This is a genomic window from Streptomyces sp. NPDC020875, from assembly GCF_040641415.1.
Taxonomy (GTDB): Bacteria; Actinomycetota; Actinomycetes; order Streptomycetales; family Streptomycetaceae; genus Streptomyces.
Map to the genome: position 1 here is coordinate 51,562 of NZ_JBFADP010000048.1, position 16,659 is coordinate 68,220.

Below are 16,659 nucleotides of genomic sequence, written 5' to 3' on the forward strand. Positions count from 1 at the left end.
GTGCGTGCCCCTCCCTCGGTCACAGTCGTTTGACGCCCTTGATCCGGCCCGCGCGAGAGGCTCTCGACCGGGCGGACCGCAGCCGGAGCCCGCCACGCTGGTTGCCGATCCGCAGTCCGGTACCGGAGGCGAGCCAGCCCGACGAGACGTCCCCGCCGCCGCCCTGGGCCTCGGTCACCGGATCGTTCTCGGTCCGCCGGGCCAGGGCCATCACGAACGGCACGGTGAACGGGGCGAGCAGCAGATCGTAGACCGCCGCCGTGAACAGCAGCCCGCCGAGGCCCACCTGGCGGGCGGCGGTGTCGCCGACGAGGGCGCCGACGCCCGCGTAGAGCAGGGTGGAGCCGACGGCTGAGGCGACGACCACGATCATCGGCGCGGTGGCCGAGCGGAGCCGGCCGTCCTGGGGGCGGGCGAGCCCGGCGAGATAGCCGATCACGCAGAGGACCAGGGCGTACCGTCCGGCGGCGTGGTCGGCGGGCGGCGCCAGGTCGGCGAGGAGACCGGCGCCGAAACCGATCAGGGCGCCGGAGACGTGCCCGTAGACGAAGGCCAGTCCGAGGACGGTGAGCAGCAGCAGATCGGGGACGGCGCCGGGGAGCTGGAGCCGGGCGAGTACGGAGACCTGGACGACGAGCGCGACCACCACGAGCGCGCTGGACAGCAGGATCCGGTTGAGGCGCATACGGATCTCCTACCGCTGCTGGTCGGTCTGGTCGGCGGGGCGGCCCGGCGGTGGTGCCGCGGTTCCCGCCTCGGAGGGCCCGGGGTCGGGGACCGGGTTCCGGGCCGGGTCGGCGGCGTCCGGGGCGGCCGGGTCGGCGTTCGGGTCGGTGCCCGGTGCCGTGTCCTGGCCGGGGACGGTGCCGGTGTCGCCGCCCTGCTGCTGGATGTCGCCGGTGGCCGACGGGGTCACGGTGACCGTGACGGTCGGTACGGGCTTCACCTTCGGCTTCGCCGGGAGGACGGAATCGCGCGGGTCGCTGCCGGGCGCGCCGACCACGACCCCGACGATGTCCAGCCGGCTGAAGCCGACGTACGGGCGGACGTGGACCGTCCGGGTGAGGTCGCCGCCGAGCGGGTCGACCCGGACGACCTCGCCGAGCGGGACGCCGGGGACGAAGGGGCGGGACGCTTGCGAGCCGAAGGTGACCATCCGGTCGCCCTTCCTCACCTTCGACTTGCCGTTGAGGAGCTGGACGGCGAGCGGACGGTCGCCCTGGCCGGTGGCGAAGCCGAGTTCGTCGGTCTTCTCCATCCGGGTGCCGACCGTGAACCGGGGGTCGCTGGCGAGCAGTACGGTCGCGGTCCCGGGGCCGACGGTGGTGACCCGGCCGACCAGACCGTCGCCGTTGATCACGGTCATGTCCCGCTTGATGCCGTCCCGCGAGCCGACGTCGACGGTCACGGTCCAGGAGAAGCCCTGGGCCGCCCCTATGGCGATCACCTCGGCCGCCTTGACCCGGTACTGTCCGGCGCCCGCGGTCCGCAGCAGCCGGTCCAGCTCCCGGGCCCGGCCGCTGTTGCGGTCGTCGCTGCCGAGCCTGGTCTTCAGCTCCGCGTTCTCCCGCTCCAGCTCGGTGATCCGGTCATGACGCTCCCCCGAGTCCCGGACCGCTCCGATGGCGTTGCCGACGGGGTCGACAGCGGTCGCCACACCGTTCTGGATCGGGCCGAAGACGGTCGCGGCGGCCTGCCGGGCGCCGTCGACCGGCGAGTCCTCGCCACCGCGGATGTCCACCGTGATCAGTGCGAACGCGATGGCGATCAGCAGCACCAGGAGCAGCCGGCTCTCTCGTGTGTCCCTCACGTGCGGCGGCCGTGCCTTCCTCGTCGGAATGTCGGTGTCGTGTTGTTCTTCCGTACTGCTCAACGATCATCGGTACGGATCGGCAGGCGCCCGTACAGGGGGTCCCCGGAGCGTCGGACTCCGGGGCCGATCGTCCCTCCCCCGCGCGCCCTGACCATCGGCGCGCCCTTCTGCGCATTCTTCTGTTGGTACGGCTCCGGCGTCCGGCGCCCTCGTACGTCACCGGCCGCCGCCGGTCCTGGACCGCGGGCCGGTCCCGCGGATCGGGCGCTAGCGCCGGGGCTGGGCGTCCAGCACCTGCTGAAGCGCCTCGAACTCCTCGACGCACTTGCCCGACCCGAGGGCCACCGAGTCCAGCGGGTCCTCGGCGATATGGATCGGCATCCCGGTCTCCCGGCGCAGCCGCTCGTCCAGTCCGCGCAGCAGCGCCCCGCCGCCGGTGAGGACGATGCCCCGGTCCATCACATCGCCGGAGAGTTCCGGCGGGCACTTGTCCAGGGTCGTCTTCACGGCGTCGACGATCGCGTTGACGGGCTCCTCGATCGCCTTGCGGACCTCCGCGGCCGAGATGACCACGGTCTTGGGCAGCCCGGAGACCAGGTCGCGCCCGCGGATCTCGGTGTGCTCGTCCTGTTCGAGATCATAGGCCGAACCGATGGTGATCTTGATGGACTCGGCGGTCCGCTCACCGAGGAGGAGGGAATACTCCTTCTTGATGTGCTGGATGATCGCGTTGTCCAGCTCGTCGCCCGCCACCCGGATGGACTGTGCCGTGACGATTCCGCCGAGGGAGATCACGGCGACCTCGGTGGTCCCGCCGCCGATGTCCACGACCATATTGCCGGTGGCCTCGTGGACCGGGAGACCGGAGCCGATGGCCGCGGCCATCGGCTCTTCGATGATGTGCACCTGGCGGGCGCCCGCCTGGGTGGACGCCTCGATGACGGCCCGGCGCTCGACTCCGGTGATACCGGAGGGCACACAGACCACGACCCGGGGCCGGGCCAGATAACGACGCTTGTGGATCTTCAGAATGAAGTACCGGAGCATTCGTTCGGTGATCTCGAAGTCGGCGATCACACCGTCCTTCAGCGGCCGGACGGCGACGATGTTCCCCGGCGTCCGGCCGATCATCTTCTTCGCTTCGGCACCGACCGCGAGAATGCCACCGGTGTTCGTGTTGATGGCGACCACGGACGGCTCGTTGAGAACGATCCCCCGGCCCCTGACGTACACCAGCGTGTTGGCGGTCCCGAGGTCGACAGCCATATCACGGCCGATGAACGACATGTTCTGCCCCAAGAGGATGCGTGTCGCCTGTCCTGCGGGAGCGTTGACGGCCCTTCAGGAAGGCGGGGATGGATGCTTGTGGAGTGGCGGCTTCCATCGTAGTGCCGCCCCTGGTGAAGCGGCGCGGTGGACCGCCTCTTTATAGGTGACGTGGTGTCGCAGCGATGCGTTCCCGAAAAGTGTCCGCATATGCCGACGGGCGACCGAATTCCTTCGGTCGCCCCAGGTCACCGAAGTCCACCGCGTCCGTTCGGGGACGCCGAACGGACGTATACGGTTCCACCGGGCAGGAGCCGACCGGCGAGGTGTCAGGAAAGGCCGGGGAAGAAGATCTTCTGTTCCCGAATGGCGGACTCCGGGGAGTCCGAGGCGTGGATCAGATTCTCCCGGACGATGCTTCCGAAATCCCCCCGGATGGAGCCGGGGGGCGCGGCTATGGGGTCCGTCGGACCCGCGAGCGTACGTATCCCCTGGATCACCCGCTCACCCTCGACCACCAGGACGACGACCGGCCCGGAGAGCATGAAATCGACCAGCGGCTCGTAGAACTCCTTGCCCACGTGCTCGGCGTAGTGCTGCTCCAGGGTGGGACGGTCCAGGATCCGCTGGTCCAGTCGGACGATGGTCCAGCCGGACTTGGCCTCGATCCGGCCGATGATCTCACCGACGAGCCCACGGCGTACGGCGTCCGGCTTCAGGATGACGAGGGATCGTTCCGTCATGTGTGGTGCGCTCCTTGCGATGTTGCTGTGTGAGTGGTGGGAGATTACCCCCCATCACTCGAACAGCGGCAGCCGGTCCCGGCGAAGACCTGCCGATTCGACTCGAAAGGCACCGAAAGCACCGCGCCGGGACCTCGGGCCCCGGCGCAGCGGGACCCGGCTAAGCGGGACCCGCCTCCCCCGACTCGGCCGCCGCCCAGCGAGCCTTCGCCTCGTCGATCTTCCGCCCGTAATGCACGGAGGCCCACCAGAGCCCGGCGAAGCAGATCCCCAGGATGAACATCATCGGGACCACGAAACCGCTGGCGATCAGACCGATCTGGAGCACCCAGCCCAGCTGCACCCCGCCCGGCCGGGTGAGCATCCCGCAGAGCAGCAGCGACAGCGCCATGGCGATCCCGCAGACCGTCCAGACGGTGCCGACGGTCAGACTGTCGTCCTTCATCGCCACCAGGCCGGCGAAGCCGATGACGAAGAATTCGCCGATCAAGGTGGACGCGGCGAGGGTACGCATCGCTACTCAGCCCTTCTTCAACAGCAGCCGGGCCTCACCGGCCGTGAACACCGAACCGGTCACCAGCACCCCGGCGCCCGAATACTCCGCCTCTTCCTCGGCGAGCGAGACCGCGGCCTCCAGCGCGTCGTCCAGCCTCGGCTCGACCACCACCCGCTCGTCGCCGTAGATCTCCACCGCGATCGCCGCCAGCTCGTCGGGGTCCATCCCCCGCTCGGTGGAGTTCCGGGTGATCACGACCTCCGTGAAGACCGGCTCGAACGCCTCCAGCAGCCCGCGGACGTCCTTGCCCGCACTGGTGCCCACGACACCGATCAGCCGGGAGAAGCCGAACGCCTCCGTCATCGCCTCGGCGGTCGCCCGGGCGCCCGCCGGATTGTGCGCGGCGTCCAGGACGACCGTAGGGCTGCGGCGGACCACTTCCAGCCGGGCCGGACTGCTCACCGAGGCGAACGCCCGCCGGACCGTCTCCAGGTCCAGCACCCGGGCGTGCTCGGCCCCCACCCCGAAGAACGCCTCCACGGCGGCGAGCGCCACGGCCGCGTTGTGCGCCTGGTGGGCCCCGTACAGCGGCAGGAAGACCTCGCCGTACTCACCGCCGAGCCCGCGCAGGGTCACCAGCTGGCCGCCGACCGCGACCTCCCGGGCGACCACCCCGAACTCCATGCCCTCACGGGCCACCGTCGCATCGACCTCGACGGCCTTCTTCAGCAGCACCTGCGCCGCGTCCACCGGCTGCTGGGCCAGGACGACCGTGGCGCCCCGCTTGACGATCCCCGACTTCTCACCGGCGATCTCGGCATGCGTATCGCCGAGCCGGTCCGTGTGGTCCAGATCGATCGGGGTGACCACGGCGACCTGCGCGTCGATCACATTCGTGGCATCCCATTCGCCGCCCATGCCGACCTCGACCACGGCCACGTCCACCGGGGCGTCCGCGAAAGCGGCGTACGCCATCCCGGTCAGGACCTCGAAGAACGACAGCCGGTACTCCTGCGCCGTGTCGACCATCTCGACATACGGCTTGATGTCCTCATAGGTGGCGATGAACCGCTCGGCGCTCACCGGCGAACCGTCGAGGCTGATCCGCTCGGTGATCGACTGGACGTGCGGGGAGGTGTAGCGGCCGGTCCGCAGATCGAACGCGGCGAGTAGCGCCTCGATCATCCGGGCCGTCGACGTCTTGCCGTTGGTCCCGGTGATGTGGATCGACGGATACGACCGCTGGGGCTCCCCCAGCACGTCCATCAGCGCCGCGATCCGCCGTACCGACGGCTCCAGCTTGGTCTCGCCCCAGCGGCTCGCCAGCTCCGTCTCCACCGCCCGCAGCGCCGCGTCCACCTCGGGATCAGCGGGGCGGCCCGGCACCTGGGCGTCCGGCGGTCCCGCCTGGGTGCGCAGGGTGCGGCTGCCCGCCTCAATCACCGCCAGGTCGGGATCGCGGTCGGTCTCGGCGTCCACGATCTCGTCGAAGACATCGCGCTCGTACGGCTCGGGCTCGTCCGGCTGGCGGTCGGCGGGGTGCTCACTCACCACCCCATTCTAGGCGGCGGGGCTCGTCGTCCCGCCGGGGGTTCGACGGCGCGGCGGGAACACGCCACGCCGGTCCGGCCCGGGTCACCCGGCGGCGGGGCGGCGGCCCGCCGGGAGGGCCGCGACCACCTCGTACGCCCCGTCCCGCTGCCCGGCCGTGAGCGTGCCGCCCATCGCGGCGACCCGCTCCCGCATCGACAGGGTGCCGGTACCACTGGACACCGGCTCGGTCAGTGGCTCCGCGACCGGCAGCGGATTGCGGACCACGACCCGCAGCTGTGCCCCGTCGAGGGAGATGGCGACCGTCACCCGCTCGCCCGGGGCGTGCTTGGCGGCGTTCGTCAGACACTCCTGCACCACCCGGTAGACGGCGGCCTGCCGCAGCGGCGAGAGACCGTACGCCGCGTCCGCGACCTCCACCACCACCGGGCTGCCCATCGCCATGCCCTCCGCCGCGAGCGCCGCCAGCCCGTCGAGACCCGGGGTCGCGGTCCGCTCGTCGGCCCGGTGCACGATGGTGTCGTTGAGCATCTGGTGCGCCCGCCGGGCGGTCTCCGCCAGCTCGTCGAAGTCCTTCTCGTACGAGCCGCCGCGGGCCCGGACCGCCAGCACCTCGGCCCGGACGGTGAGCACCGTCAGCTCCCGGCCCACCAGATCGTGGACATCGCGGGCGACGGAGATCCGTTCGTCCTGGACGGCCTTGAGTACGGCGGTACGGGCGCGCTGCGCCGCCAGCTCCCGGACCAGGTCGTGCCGGTACGCCGCGATCCCGACGCCCGCGGCGAGCACCCCGATCGGCACCACCAGCGACAGGAAGGAGCTGAGGCTGTCGGCGCTCCGTTCGGGCCAGCCGGGCAGATTGAAGAGGGCGTACGCGACCGCCACATAGCCGACGGTCGCCAGCACCCCGGCGGCCCGGCCCCGGAACCGGCCCAGGGAGTAGAGCGCGAACTGGATCAGGGTCAGCTCGTGCAGCCAGCCGAGGAGTACCAGCGCGACGGCGTACGGCACCCAGGGCGCCCGGCGCCGCAGTACCAGGGTCGCCGCGCCCGCGCCCAGGACGAGGGTGGCGGTCAGCCCGGTGAGGGAGTTGTCGTCCCCGGCGAGCCCCGGTACGTCGAGGACCATCAGGGAGAAACAGCTCAGGGCGGCGATCACATCGAGGGCGGGCGGTGAGGCGGCCCACCGCCGGGTACGCCGACGCACCGCCGTGACGAGGCGGAGTACGGCGTACCGGGCGGGCGACATCCCTCCATGATGCGGGCTGCCCTCCCGGCGGGTCCGCCCCGGGGCTCCCGGGGACCACACCTGCCCAGGGGCCTGTACCGGGAGCGCCTAGGGACCGCGTCTTTCCATGGCCCTGGACCGGGAGCGCCCAGGGGCGCGGGGAACTGCGCGACCGGCCACGCACGACGTGAAGACCGGAACCGGGCTTCTTCGGCAGACGGGATCGGTGTTCCGCCGTAGGCGGAGCTGTCCCATGCCGTCTGCCCGCCGCCGACGGCTGATCGCGCAGTTCCGCCCCTATGCCTTCGGCAATGGGGGACCCCCAGCGCGCCTGGGGACTCCGGGACAAGCCCTCCGTGGAAGAGACGGGCTGCACGGGGCCCATCAGGGACGCCGGGGCCAGCCCCGCGTTCAAAAAAGAGTCCGGGCCGCCCCGGAAATGGGGCGGCCCGGAAGGGCGTGCGCGTCAGGCGGTGGGGAGCGCGGAGAGCTGGCCGGTGATGCGGGTGATGTCCGACTCCGCGTTCGACAGGCGGCCCCGGATCTTCTCCACCACCTGATCCGGCGCCTTCGCCAGGAACGCCTCGTTGCCGAGCTTCGCCTCCGCCTGCGCCTTCTCCTTCTCCGCCGCCGCGAGGTCCTTCGTCAGGCGCTTGCGCTCGGCGGCGACGTCGATGGTGCCGGAGAGGTCGAGGGCGACGGTCGCCCCGGCGACCGGCAGGGTCGCGGTGGCGTGGAAGGCGTCGCCCTCCGGCTGGAGCCGGAGGAGCTGACGGATCGCGGCCTCGTGCGGCGCGAGGGCCGTACCGGCCAGGTCGAGCCGGGCGGGCACCTTCTGGCCGGGCTGGAGGCCCTGGTCGGAGCGGAACCGGCGGACCTCGGTGACCAGCCGCTGGACCAGCTCCATCTCCCGCTCCGCGGCCTCGTCGCGGAAGCCGCTGTCGGCGGGCCAGTCGGCGACGACGACGGACTCGCGTCCGGTGAGGGTGGTCCACAGCGCCTCGGTGACGAACGGCGTCACCGGGTGCAGCAGCCGCAGGGTGACGTCGAGCACCTCGCCGAGGACGCGCGCGGAGACCTTCGCCTGCTCGCCGCCCGCGAAGTAGGTGGTCTTGGAGAGTTCGACGTACCAGTCGAAGACCTCGTCCCAGGCGAAGTGGTAGAGCGCGTCGGACAACTTGGCGAACTGGTAGTCGTCGTAGTACGCGTCGACCTCGGCCACGGTCTTGTTGAGCCGGGCGAGGATCCACCGGTCGGCCGTGGAGAGCCGGTCCGCCGGGGGCAGCTCGCCCTCGACGGTCGCGCCGTTCATCAGCGCGAAGCGGGTGGCGTTCCAGACCTTGTTGGCGAAGTTGCGGGACGCCTGCACCCAGTGCTCGCCGATCGGGACGTCGGTGCCCGGGTTGGCGCCGCGGGCCAGGGTGAAGCGGACCGCGTCGGAGCCGTAGGAGTCCATCCAGTCGAGCGGGTTGACGGTGTTCCCGGCCGACTTGGACATCTTCTTGCCGAACTCGTCGCGGACCATGCCGTGGAAGGCGACGGTACGGAACGGCGGCTCGCCGTCCATCGCGTAGAGCCCGAACATCATCATCCGGGCGACCCAGAAGAACATCAGGTCGTAGCCGGTGACGAGGACGTCGGTGGAGTAGAACTTCTCCAGGTCGGGGGTCTGCTCGGGCCAGCCCAGGGTGGAGAAGGGCCAGAGGCCGGAGGAGAACCAGGTGTCGAGGACGTCGGGGTCCTGCTCCCAGCCCTCGCCGGACGGCGGCTGCTCATCGGGTCCGACGGCGACCATCTCGCCGTTCGGGCCGTGCCAGACGGGGATCCGGTGGCCCCACCAGAGCTGGCGCGAGATGCACCAGTCGTGCATGTTGTCGACCCAGTCGTAGTAGCGCTGGGTCATGTCGGCGGGGTGGATGGCGACCTTGCCGTCGCGGACGGCGTCACCGGCGGCCTTCGCCAGCGGCTCGACCTTGACCCACCACTGGAGCGACACCCTGGGCTCCAGGGTCGTCCGGCAGCGGGAGCAGTGGCCCACGGAGTGGGTGTACGGCCGCTTCTCGGCGACGATCCGGCCGTCGGCGCGGAGCGCGGCGACGATCGCCGAGCGGGCCTCGAACCGGTCCAGGCCCTGGAAGGGGCCGTGGACGGTGATGACGCCCCGCTCGTCGAGGACCTCGATGGACTCCAGGCCGTGGCGCTGGCCGATGGCGAAGTCGTTGGGGTCGTGGGCGGGGGTGACCTTGACGGCGCCGGTGCCGAACTCGGGGTCGACATGGGTGTCGGCGACGACGGGGATGGTGCGGTCGGTGAGCGGCAGGGTGATCCGCTTGCCGATGAGGTGGGCGTACCGCTCGTCGTCGGGGTGGACGGCGACCGCGGTGTCACCGAGCATCGTCTCGGCGCGGGTGGTCGCGACCACGACGGTGTCGTCGCCGTCGCCGTACTTCAGCGACACCAGCTCGCCGTCGTCGTCCTGGTAGTCGACCTCGATGTCGGAGATGGCGGTCAGACAGCGCGGGCACCAGTTGATGATGCGCTCGGCGCGGTAGATCAGCCCCTCGTCGTACATCTTCTTGAAAACGGTCTGGACGGCCCGGGAGAGGCCCTCGTCCATGGTGAAGCGGTCACGGCTCCAGGCGACGCCCTCGCCGAGGCGGCGCATCTGTCCCTGGATCTGGCCGCCGGACTCGGCCTTCCACTGCCAGACCCGGTCGACGAACGCCTCCCGGCCGAGGTCGTGCCGGGACTTGCCCTCCTTGGCCAGCTCCCGCTCGACGACGTTCTGGGTGGCGATCCCGGCGTGGTCCATGCCGGGCTGCCACAGGGTCTCGTACCCCTGCATCCGCTTCCGGCGGGTCAGGGCGTCGATCAGGGTGTGCTCGAAGGCGTGGCCCATGTGGAGGGAGCCGGTGACGTTCGGCGGGGGGATGACGACGGTGTACGCGGGCTTGTCGCTCTTGGCGTCGGCCTCGAAGTAACCGCGTCCTACCCAGCGCTCGTACAGCGTCCCCTCTACCTCGGCCGGCGCGTACTGGGTCGGCAGTTCGGGGGTGGTGGCTGGCGGCTGCTGAGTGTTCTCGGTCACGGAGCCAGTCTAGGGGGTGTCACGGGCCCGTACGGAAACGGGAAGGTTCGGTAACGGTGTGACCCCGGTCGCCCCACCGCCGGGGGGCGTGGGTGAGGATGTGAGGTCCAGATAAGCGTTCACACATGGGGGACTCACCAGGATGAGCCAGAACCAGCCGGGCCCTTACGACGGTCAGCCGCAGCAGCCGGGACCGTACGGTCAGCCGGGGCCGTACGGGGGTCAGCCGCCGCAGCAGCCCCCGGCGCAGCCGGGCTACGGCTACCCCCAGCAGCCCGGTGGGCAGCCGGGGCCGTACACCCCGCCGCAGGGCGGCGGCTACGGCTTCCCGCAGCAGCCCGCGGGCCAGCCGAACCCGTACGGCGGGCAGCAGCAGCCGGGCCAGCCGGGTGCGCCGGGCGCCCAGCAGCCGGGCCAGTGGGGCGCGCCGCAGCAGCCGGGGCCGTACGGGCAGCAGCCCGGCCACCCGGGTCAGCCGCCCGCGCCCGAGGCGCCGCGGAAGAAGAAGACCGGCCTGGTGATAGCCGCGGTCGTGGTGGCGCTCGCGGTGATCGGCGGCGGTGGCTATCTGCTGCTCGGCGGGGACGACGAGGGCTCCGGCGGGGTGGCGGACAGCACCCGCGGCTACAAGATCACCCCGCCCGCTTCGGTCGAGGAGTACCAGAAGCAGAGCGGCGCCGGCGAGGACGACAAGATGTCCGCGAGCGACCGCAAGGACGCCGAGTCGATGGGCATCAAGGACCCCCAGCAGGTGGCCGCGAGCTACAAGGCGGGGGCCGACCCGACCAGCGGCAAGATGCTGGTGATGACCGGCTTCTGGGGCAAGGTCGACAAGCCGGAGACGGCCATCGACAACTTCTTCAAGCTGGTCGAGAAGGACTCGGGCAAGGACGGCGAGGCCGAACTAGTCGGCAGCTCGCAGGCGGTGAAGCCGAGCGGCTTCAACGGCGCTGTGATGAAGTGCCAGAAGATCAAGGACAAGTCGGGCAAGCAGCCGTTCGAGATCCCGCTGTGCGTCTGGGGCGACCACAGCAGTGTCGTCGTGGTGATGCACATGGAGATGTCGATGCTCGCGGGTACCGGGGACACCCCGACCAAGGCGATGGAGACGGGGAAGCTGTCCGAGCTGGCGGCCAAGCTCTACAACACCTCGCGCACCAAGATCTGACCCCGGTCGGTCCGGCACCGGAAAGACCCCCGCCCCGTACGGTTCGCGTACGGGGCGGGGGTCTTCGTCGTTCCGGGGGCGGGGCGGCGGCGCGGCCCGGTGGCGGTGTCGCGCCGATCGGCCCCGGGCTACGCCGACTTCTCGTGCCGGCCGTCGCCCTGGACGATCCTGGGCACCAGGGTCGGGTTCACATTGTCGCGGACGACATCGGCGGTGATCACGACCCGGGCGACGTCCTTGCGGGACGGCACCTCGTACATCACCGACTGGAGGACCTCCTCCATGATGGCGCGCAGTCCACGGGCGCCGGTGCCGCGCAGGATGGCCTGGTCGGCGATGGCCTCCAGGGCCGGGCGGTCGAAGTCCAGCTCGACCCCGTCGAGTTCGAAGAGCCGCTGGTACTGCTTGACGAGCGCGTTCCGCGGCTCGACCAGGATCTTCAGCAGGGCCTCGCGGTCGAGGTTGTGGACCGAGGTGATGACCGGGAGGCGGCCGATGAACTCGGGGATCATCCCGAACTTCACCAGGTCCTCCGGCATGACCTCCTGGAACTGGTCGCTGGCCTCGATCTCCCGCTTGGAGCGGATGGTGGCCCCGAAGCCGATGCCCTTGGCGCCCGCCCGGGACTCGATGATCTTCTCCAGACCGGCGAAGGCGCCGCCCACGATGAAGAGCACATTCGTGGTGTCGATCTGGATGAACTCCTGGTGCGGGTGCTTCCGGCCGCCCTGCGGCGGTACGGAGGCGGTGGTGCCCTCCAGGATCTTCAACAGGGCCTGCTGGACGCCTTCGCCGCTGACGTCCCGGGTGATCGACGGGTTTTCGCTCTTACGGGCGACCTTGTCGATCTCGTCGATGTAGATGATCCCGGTCTCGGCCTTCTTCACGTCGTAGTCGGCCGCCTGAATGAGCTTCAGCAGGATGTTCTCGACGTCCTCGCCGACATAACCCGCCTCGGTGAGCGCGGTGGCGTCCGCGATCGCGAACGGCACGTTCAGCATCCGGGCCAGGGTCTGGGCGAGCAGGGTCTTGCCGGAGCCGGTGGGGCCGAGCAGCAGGATGTTGGACTTGGCCAGCTCGATGGCGTCGTCCCGGCCGTTCGGGCCGCCGGTCTCCCCGGCCTGGACCCGCTTGTAGTGGTTGTAGACCGCGACGGAGAGGGCCTTCTTCGCGGGCTCCTGCCCGACGACATAGCCTTCGAGGAACTCGTAGATCTCGCGCGGCTTGGGCAGTTCCTCCCAGCGCACCTCGGAGGTCTCGGCGAGCTCCTCCTCGATGATCTCGTTGCAGAGTTCGATGCACTCGTCGCAGATGTACACACCGGGGCCTGCGATGAGCTTCTTCACCTGCTTCTGGCTCTTTCCGCAGAACGAGCACTTGAGCAGATCGCCGCCGTCACCGATGCGTGCCACGAGGTGCTTCCCCTTCGCCTGGGAGCGGCCTGGTGCAGCCGCTCCTCGTGCCTCATATTCGACGGTACCGTGCCCGGGCCCCCGTTCGGGCCCCTCTTGGCGCGGTTCACATTCTCATGGACCGCGCCAAGACCGAGGGCACCGGGTCACGCGGCGGTGGCCGCCGTGCTCTTGCGGGTCGAGACGATCTGGTCGATCAGACCGTACGCCAGCGCGTCATCGGCGGTGAGGATCTTGTCGCGCTCGATGTCGTCGCGGACCTTCTCCAGCGGAGTGGTGGAGTGCTTCGCCAGCATCTCCTCCAGCTGGCTGCGCATCCGCAGGATCTCGTTGGCGGCGATCTCCAGGTCGGAGAGCTGCTCACGGCCGGTCTGCGAGGACGGCTGGTGGATCAGGACCCGGGCGTGCGGCAGGGCCATCCGCTTGCCGGGCGTACCGGCGGCGAGCAGTACGGCGGCGGCGGACGCGGCCTGGCCCATGCAGACGGTCTGGATGTCCGGCTTCACGAACTGCATCGTGTCGTAGATCGCGGTCAGCGCCGTGAAGGAGCCGCCGGGGCTGTTGATGTAGATCGAGATGTCGCGGTCCGGGTCCATCGACTCCAGGCACAGCAGCTGGGCCATGACGTCGTTGGCGGAGGCGTCGTCGATCTGCACCCCGAGGAAGATCACGCGCTCCTCGAAGAGCTTCGCGTACGGGTCGTACTCGCGGACGCCCTGGGAGGTGCGCTCGACGAAGCGGGGGACGACATAGCGGCTGTCCGGCTGCGGGCCGGTGTAGAGGCCGCTCGCGGAGAAGGTGCTCATGGGGGTGTTCTCGGCCTTCCGGTTCGAGGGGCCCGGGGGCGCTTTCACTGGGCGCCGCCACGGGCTCGGTGGCTGGGCGATGGGGCGGGCGCTCAGGCGCCGGTGCCGCCGCCGCCCGGGACGTTCGACGCGGACGACATGATGTCGTCGATGAGGCCGTACTCCTTGGCCTCCTCCGCGGTGAACCAGCGGTCGCGGTCGCCGTCGCGCAGGATCGCCTCGACGGTCTGGCCGGAGTGCCGGGCGGTGATCTCCGCCATCCGCTGCTTGGTCCGGAGCAGGTACTGGGCCTGGATCTTGATGTCGGAGGCGGTGCCGCCGAGGCCCGCCGAGCCCTGGTGCATCAGGATGTCGGTGTTCGGCAGCGCGAAGCGCTTGCCGGGGGTGCCGCCGGTCAGCAGGAACTGGCCCATCGAGGCCGCCATGCCCATACCGATGGTGACGACGTCGTTCGGAATGAACTGCATCGTGTCGTAGACCGCCATACCGGCCGTCACGGAGCCACCGGGGCTGTTGATGTAGAGGTAGATGTCCTTCTCCGGGTCGGCGGCCAGGAGCAGCATCTGTGCGGTGATCTTGTTCGCGATGTCGTCGTCGACCTGCTGGCCGAGGTAGATGATCCGCTCGCCGAGCAGCCGGTTGTAGACATGGTCGCCAAGGCCACCGAGGGACGGCTCACCGGCGGCTTGGGGCATCGGGTTCGTCACGTGTCCACCTGCTCGTCTCTGACGGCTGCCCGCCGTCTCAGCGTCTTTTCAGCCGGGGCCGGGTACTCCCCCGCCCTCGTATTCATGGACCCTAACGCGCAGGTCGGACAACGCCATCCCGGTTCCCGAACTGTTCGCTCGGAGCGCAAGGTCGCCGGGGCGGGAATGGGCCGGTCCCGGGCCGGGGACGGCGCAGGGCCCGGACGCGGCTGCGTCCGGGCCCTGCCGCGCGGACCTCGGCCGTCCCTCCCGGCGGGAGGGGCGGCCGGGGCGGCGCGCACGCTCTTACTTGTCGGCCTTCTCGGCGTCGGCGGCCTCGTCGGCGGACTCCACGGCCTCGACCGTGTCGGCGGCGGCCTCGGCCTCCTCCTCCTCGTCCAGGTCGACGACCTCACCGTTGGTGTCGACGACCTTGGCGGCCTCGACGACCACGGCCAGCGCCTTGCCCCGGGCGACCTCGCCGACGAGCATCGGCACCTGGCCGCCCTCGACGACGGCCTGGGCGAACTGGTCGGGGCTCATGCCGGAAGAGGCGGCACGGCGCATCAGGTGCTCGGTCAGCTCGTCCTGGCTGACGTTGAGCTTCTCCTTGCTGACCAGCGCGTCGAGGACGAACTGGGTCTTGATGCCCTTGATCGCCTGGTCGCGGGTCTCGGTCTCGAACTCCTCGGCGGTCTTGCCCTGGATCTCCAGGTACTTCGCCAGGTCGAGGCCCATCTGGCCGAGCTGGTGGTGCTCCAGGTTGTGCTTGCGGGTGTTGGTCTCGTCCTCGAGCAGCTTCTCGGGGATCGGCACCTCGACCAGCTTCAGCAGCTCGTCCAGCACCCGCTCCTGGGCCTGGGTGGCCTGGTCGTACGCCTTCATGTTGCGCAGCCGCTTGACGCTGTCGGCGCGCAGTTCCTCCAGCGTGTCGAACTCGCTCGCCAGCTGGGCGAAGTCGTCGTCGAGGGCCGGCAGCTCACGGGCGGCGACCTGGGTGACCTTGACGGTGACCTCGGCGTCCTTGCCCGTGGCGGAGCCGCCCTTGAGCTGGGAGGTGAAGGTGGCCTCGCCACCGGCCTCCAGGCCCTTGACCGCGTCGTCGATGCCGTCGAGCAGCTCGCCGGAGCCGATGGTGTAGGAGACGCCGTCGGCCACGCCGTCGGCGAGCACCTCGCCGTCGACCTTGGCGGTCAGGTCGACGGTGACGACGTCGCCGTCGGCGGCGGCGCGCTCGACCGGGGTGGTGGTGACGAAGCGCTCACGGAGCTGCTCGACCGACTTGTCGATGTCCTCGTCGGTGACCTCGACCGCGTCGACCTCGACCTCGATGCCGGAGTAGTCCGGGATCTCGATCTCGGGGCGGATGTCGACCTCGGCGGTGAAGTTCAGCGTGTCGCCGTCCTTCAGCTCCGTGATGTCGACCTCGGGCTGGCCGAGCACGTTCAGCTCGGCCTCGCGGACCGCCTCGGAGTAGAACTTCGGAAGGGCGTCGTTGACCGCCTCCTCCAGGACCGCACCACGGCCGAACCGCTGGTCGATCACCCGGGCCGGGATCTTGCCCTTACGGAAGCCCTTGACCGTGACCTGCTGGTTGATCTTCTTGTACGCCGCGTCGAGGCTGTCCTTGAGCTCCTCGAAGGGCACCTCGACAGTGAGCCGAACCCGGGTCGGGTTCAGGGTCTCCACGGCGCTCTTCACGGTTCGGTCTCCTTGATGGCTGAATACTGGGGTCATGCGGCGTCCCCGCACCTCGGTACGGATCGGCCCTCCGGCCCGGGGCTGATCGCCGCAGCCGGTTCGGCCCTCGCCCGTGTTCGGACACGCGGGCACGCAGTTTGCATAGTAGCTGTATGCAGGATGCGCCCCACAACGCGATCTTGCGGGGCGCCGGAGACGGTGGTCGGGGTGGCCGGATTCGAACCGACGACCTTCCGCTCCCAAAGCGGACGCGCTACCAAGCTGCGCCACACCCCGTCGGTGCGACACGTAGGGTACATGTTCGCAGGCAGGGTGGCCGCTGGTTATCGCGTGCACGGGGAGGGCGCACGGGCGCACGGGGGTGATCGAACACTCCTCGGCGGCCCGGACCCGGCGTCCGGCGGACGCCCGGCGGGGATACGGGTGTGCGGGGGGCGCCCGGGACCCGCTACGATGCTCCTCGTGCCGCAGACCTGCGGCACAGGCACCGTTCGACGGTGCTCGCGGGCGTAGCTCAATGGTAGAGCCCCAGTCTTCCAAACTGGCTACGCGGGTTCGATTCCCGTCGCCCGCTCCACCACGGAGGCCCGGGGGGGGGGGGGGGGGCCCGCCCCCCGCCCACGCGCGGGGTGGGGGGGGGGGGTGGGGGGGTGGGGGGGGGGGGAGGATGTAGACCAAAAACACAAAAAAAAAAAAACAAAA

The 16,659-nt window shown here is 70.3% G+C and carries 13 protein-coding genes and 2 tRNA genes; 2 read left to right on the forward strand and 13 right to left on the reverse strand.

Annotation, left to right across the window (positions count from 1 at the left end; all coding sequences use genetic code 11):
• Positions 1 to 19 precede the first annotated feature (19 nt).
• From mreD to AB0G74_RS25495, 8 genes are all read right to left on the reverse strand, one after another.
• Positions 20 to 685, reverse strand: a complete 666-nt coding sequence (mreD, locus tag AB0G74_RS25460) for a rod shape-determining protein MreD (protein WP_358823555.1) — start codon at positions 683 to 685, stop codon at positions 20 to 22.
• A gap of 9 nt (positions 686 to 694) precedes the next feature.
• The gene (gene mreC, locus AB0G74_RS25465) at positions 695 to 1,810 is read right to left on the reverse strand and encodes a rod shape-determining protein MreC (RefSeq protein ID WP_361150373.1); all 1,116 of its coding nucleotides are present in this window, start codon (positions 1,808 to 1,810) and stop codon (positions 695 to 697) included.
• Between the two features lie 270 nt (positions 1,811 to 2,080).
• Entirely contained in the window at positions 2,081 to 3,100 is a 1,020-nt protein-coding gene (locus AB0G74_RS25470; protein WP_361150376.1) for a rod shape-determining protein, read from the reverse strand.
• A gap of 308 nt (positions 3,101 to 3,408) precedes the next feature.
• Positions 3,409 to 3,822 carry a nucleoside-diphosphate kinase gene (gene ndk / locus AB0G74_RS25475; RefSeq protein WP_361150378.1) on the reverse strand — a complete coding sequence of 138 codons (414 nt, stop codon included), beginning with the start codon at positions 3,820 to 3,822 and terminating at the stop codon, positions 3,409 to 3,411.
• A gap of 160 nt (positions 3,823 to 3,982) precedes the next feature.
• Entirely contained in the window at positions 3,983 to 4,336 is a 354-nt protein-coding gene (locus AB0G74_RS25480) for a DUF4233 domain-containing protein (protein WP_361150381.1), read from the reverse strand.
• A gap of 6 nt (positions 4,337 to 4,342) precedes the next feature.
• Positions 4,343 to 5,869 (reverse strand): Mur ligase family protein, encoded by a 1,527-nt coding sequence (locus AB0G74_RS25485; RefSeq protein ID WP_361150384.1) that lies wholly within the window; start codon positions 5,867 to 5,869, stop codon positions 4,343 to 4,345.
• A gap of 84 nt (positions 5,870 to 5,953) precedes the next feature.
• Positions 5,954 to 7,117, reverse strand: coding sequence for an ATP-binding protein (locus AB0G74_RS25490; protein ID WP_361150386.1), 1,164 nt, complete (start codon positions 7,115 to 7,117; stop codon positions 5,954 to 5,956).
• A 445-nt stretch (positions 7,118 to 7,562) separates the two neighbouring features.
• Positions 7,563 to 10,184, reverse strand: a complete 2,622-nt coding sequence (locus AB0G74_RS25495; protein ID WP_361150388.1) for a valine--tRNA ligase — start codon at positions 10,182 to 10,184, stop codon at positions 7,563 to 7,565.
• 142 nt (positions 10,185 to 10,326) lie between these two features.
• Here AB0G74_RS25495 and AB0G74_RS25500 point away from each other — a divergent pair, with 142 nt between their 5' ends.
• A complete protein-coding gene (locus AB0G74_RS25500; RefSeq protein WP_361150390.1) occupies positions 10,327 to 11,352 on the forward strand; it encodes a hypothetical protein in 1,026 nt (341 codons plus the stop codon).
• A 128-nt stretch (positions 11,353 to 11,480) separates the two neighbouring features.
• Here the strand turns inward: AB0G74_RS25500 and clpX are convergent, their stop codons facing one another.
• The 5 genes from clpX to AB0G74_RS25525 all read right to left on the reverse strand — a co-directional run bounded on the left by clpX (position 11,481) and on the right by AB0G74_RS25525 (position 16,233).
• Positions 11,481 to 12,764 (reverse strand): ATP-dependent Clp protease ATP-binding subunit ClpX, encoded by a 1,284-nt coding sequence (gene clpX / locus AB0G74_RS25505; RefSeq protein WP_358823564.1) that lies wholly within the window; start codon positions 12,762 to 12,764, stop codon positions 11,481 to 11,483.
• A 146-nt stretch (positions 12,765 to 12,910) separates the two neighbouring features.
• Entirely contained in the window at positions 12,911 to 13,570 is a 660-nt protein-coding gene (locus tag AB0G74_RS25510) for an ATP-dependent Clp protease proteolytic subunit (protein ID WP_361150393.1), read from the reverse strand.
• 92 nt (positions 13,571 to 13,662) lie between these two features.
• Positions 13,663 to 14,265, reverse strand: a complete 603-nt coding sequence (locus AB0G74_RS25515; protein WP_361150407.1) for an ATP-dependent Clp protease proteolytic subunit — start codon at positions 14,263 to 14,265, stop codon at positions 13,663 to 13,665.
• A 297-nt stretch (positions 14,266 to 14,562) separates the two neighbouring features.
• The gene (gene tig, locus AB0G74_RS25520) at positions 14,563 to 15,957 is read right to left on the reverse strand and encodes a trigger factor (RefSeq protein WP_361150395.1); all 1,395 of its coding nucleotides are present in this window, start codon (positions 15,955 to 15,957) and stop codon (positions 14,563 to 14,565) included.
• A gap of 199 nt (positions 15,958 to 16,156) precedes the next feature.
• Positions 16,157 to 16,233 (reverse strand) — tRNA-Pro (locus tag AB0G74_RS25525).
• Between the two features lie 227 nt (positions 16,234 to 16,460).
• Between AB0G74_RS25525 and AB0G74_RS25530 the strand changes: the two genes are divergently transcribed.
• A tRNA-Gly gene (locus AB0G74_RS25530) sits at positions 16,461 to 16,534 on the forward strand.
• The last annotated feature ends 125 nt before the right edge of the window (positions 16,535 to 16,659 follow it).

Coding starts and splice junctions, on each gene's coding strand:
- AB0G74_RS25515 (WP_361150407.1), bottom strand. CDS start 14,265: ATGCCCCAAGCCGCCGGTGAGCCGTCCCTCGGTGGCCTTGGCGACCAT.
- AB0G74_RS25480 (WP_361150381.1), bottom strand. CDS start 4,336: ATGCGTACCCTCGCCGCGTCCACCTTGATCGGCGAATTCTTCGTCATC.
- AB0G74_RS25470 (WP_361150376.1), bottom strand. CDS start 3,100: ATGTCGTTCATCGGCCGTGATATGGCTGTCGACCTCGGGACCGCCAAC.
- AB0G74_RS25510 (WP_361150393.1), bottom strand. CDS start 13,570: ATGAGCACCTTCTCCGCGAGCGGCCTCTACACCGGCCCGCAGCCGGAC.
- ndk (WP_361150378.1), bottom strand. CDS start 3,822: ATGACGGAACGATCCCTCGTCATCCTGAAGCCGGACGCCGTACGCCGT.
- AB0G74_RS25500 (WP_361150390.1), top strand. CDS start 10,327: ATGAGCCAGAACCAGCCGGGCCCTTACGACGGTCAGCCGCAGCAGCCG.
- mreD (WP_358823555.1), bottom strand. CDS start 685: ATGCGCCTCAACCGGATCCTGCTGTCCAGCGCGCTCGTGGTGGTCGCG.
- AB0G74_RS25490 (WP_361150386.1), bottom strand. CDS start 7,117: ATGTCGCCCGCCCGGTACGCCGTACTCCGCCTCGTCACGGCGGTGCGT.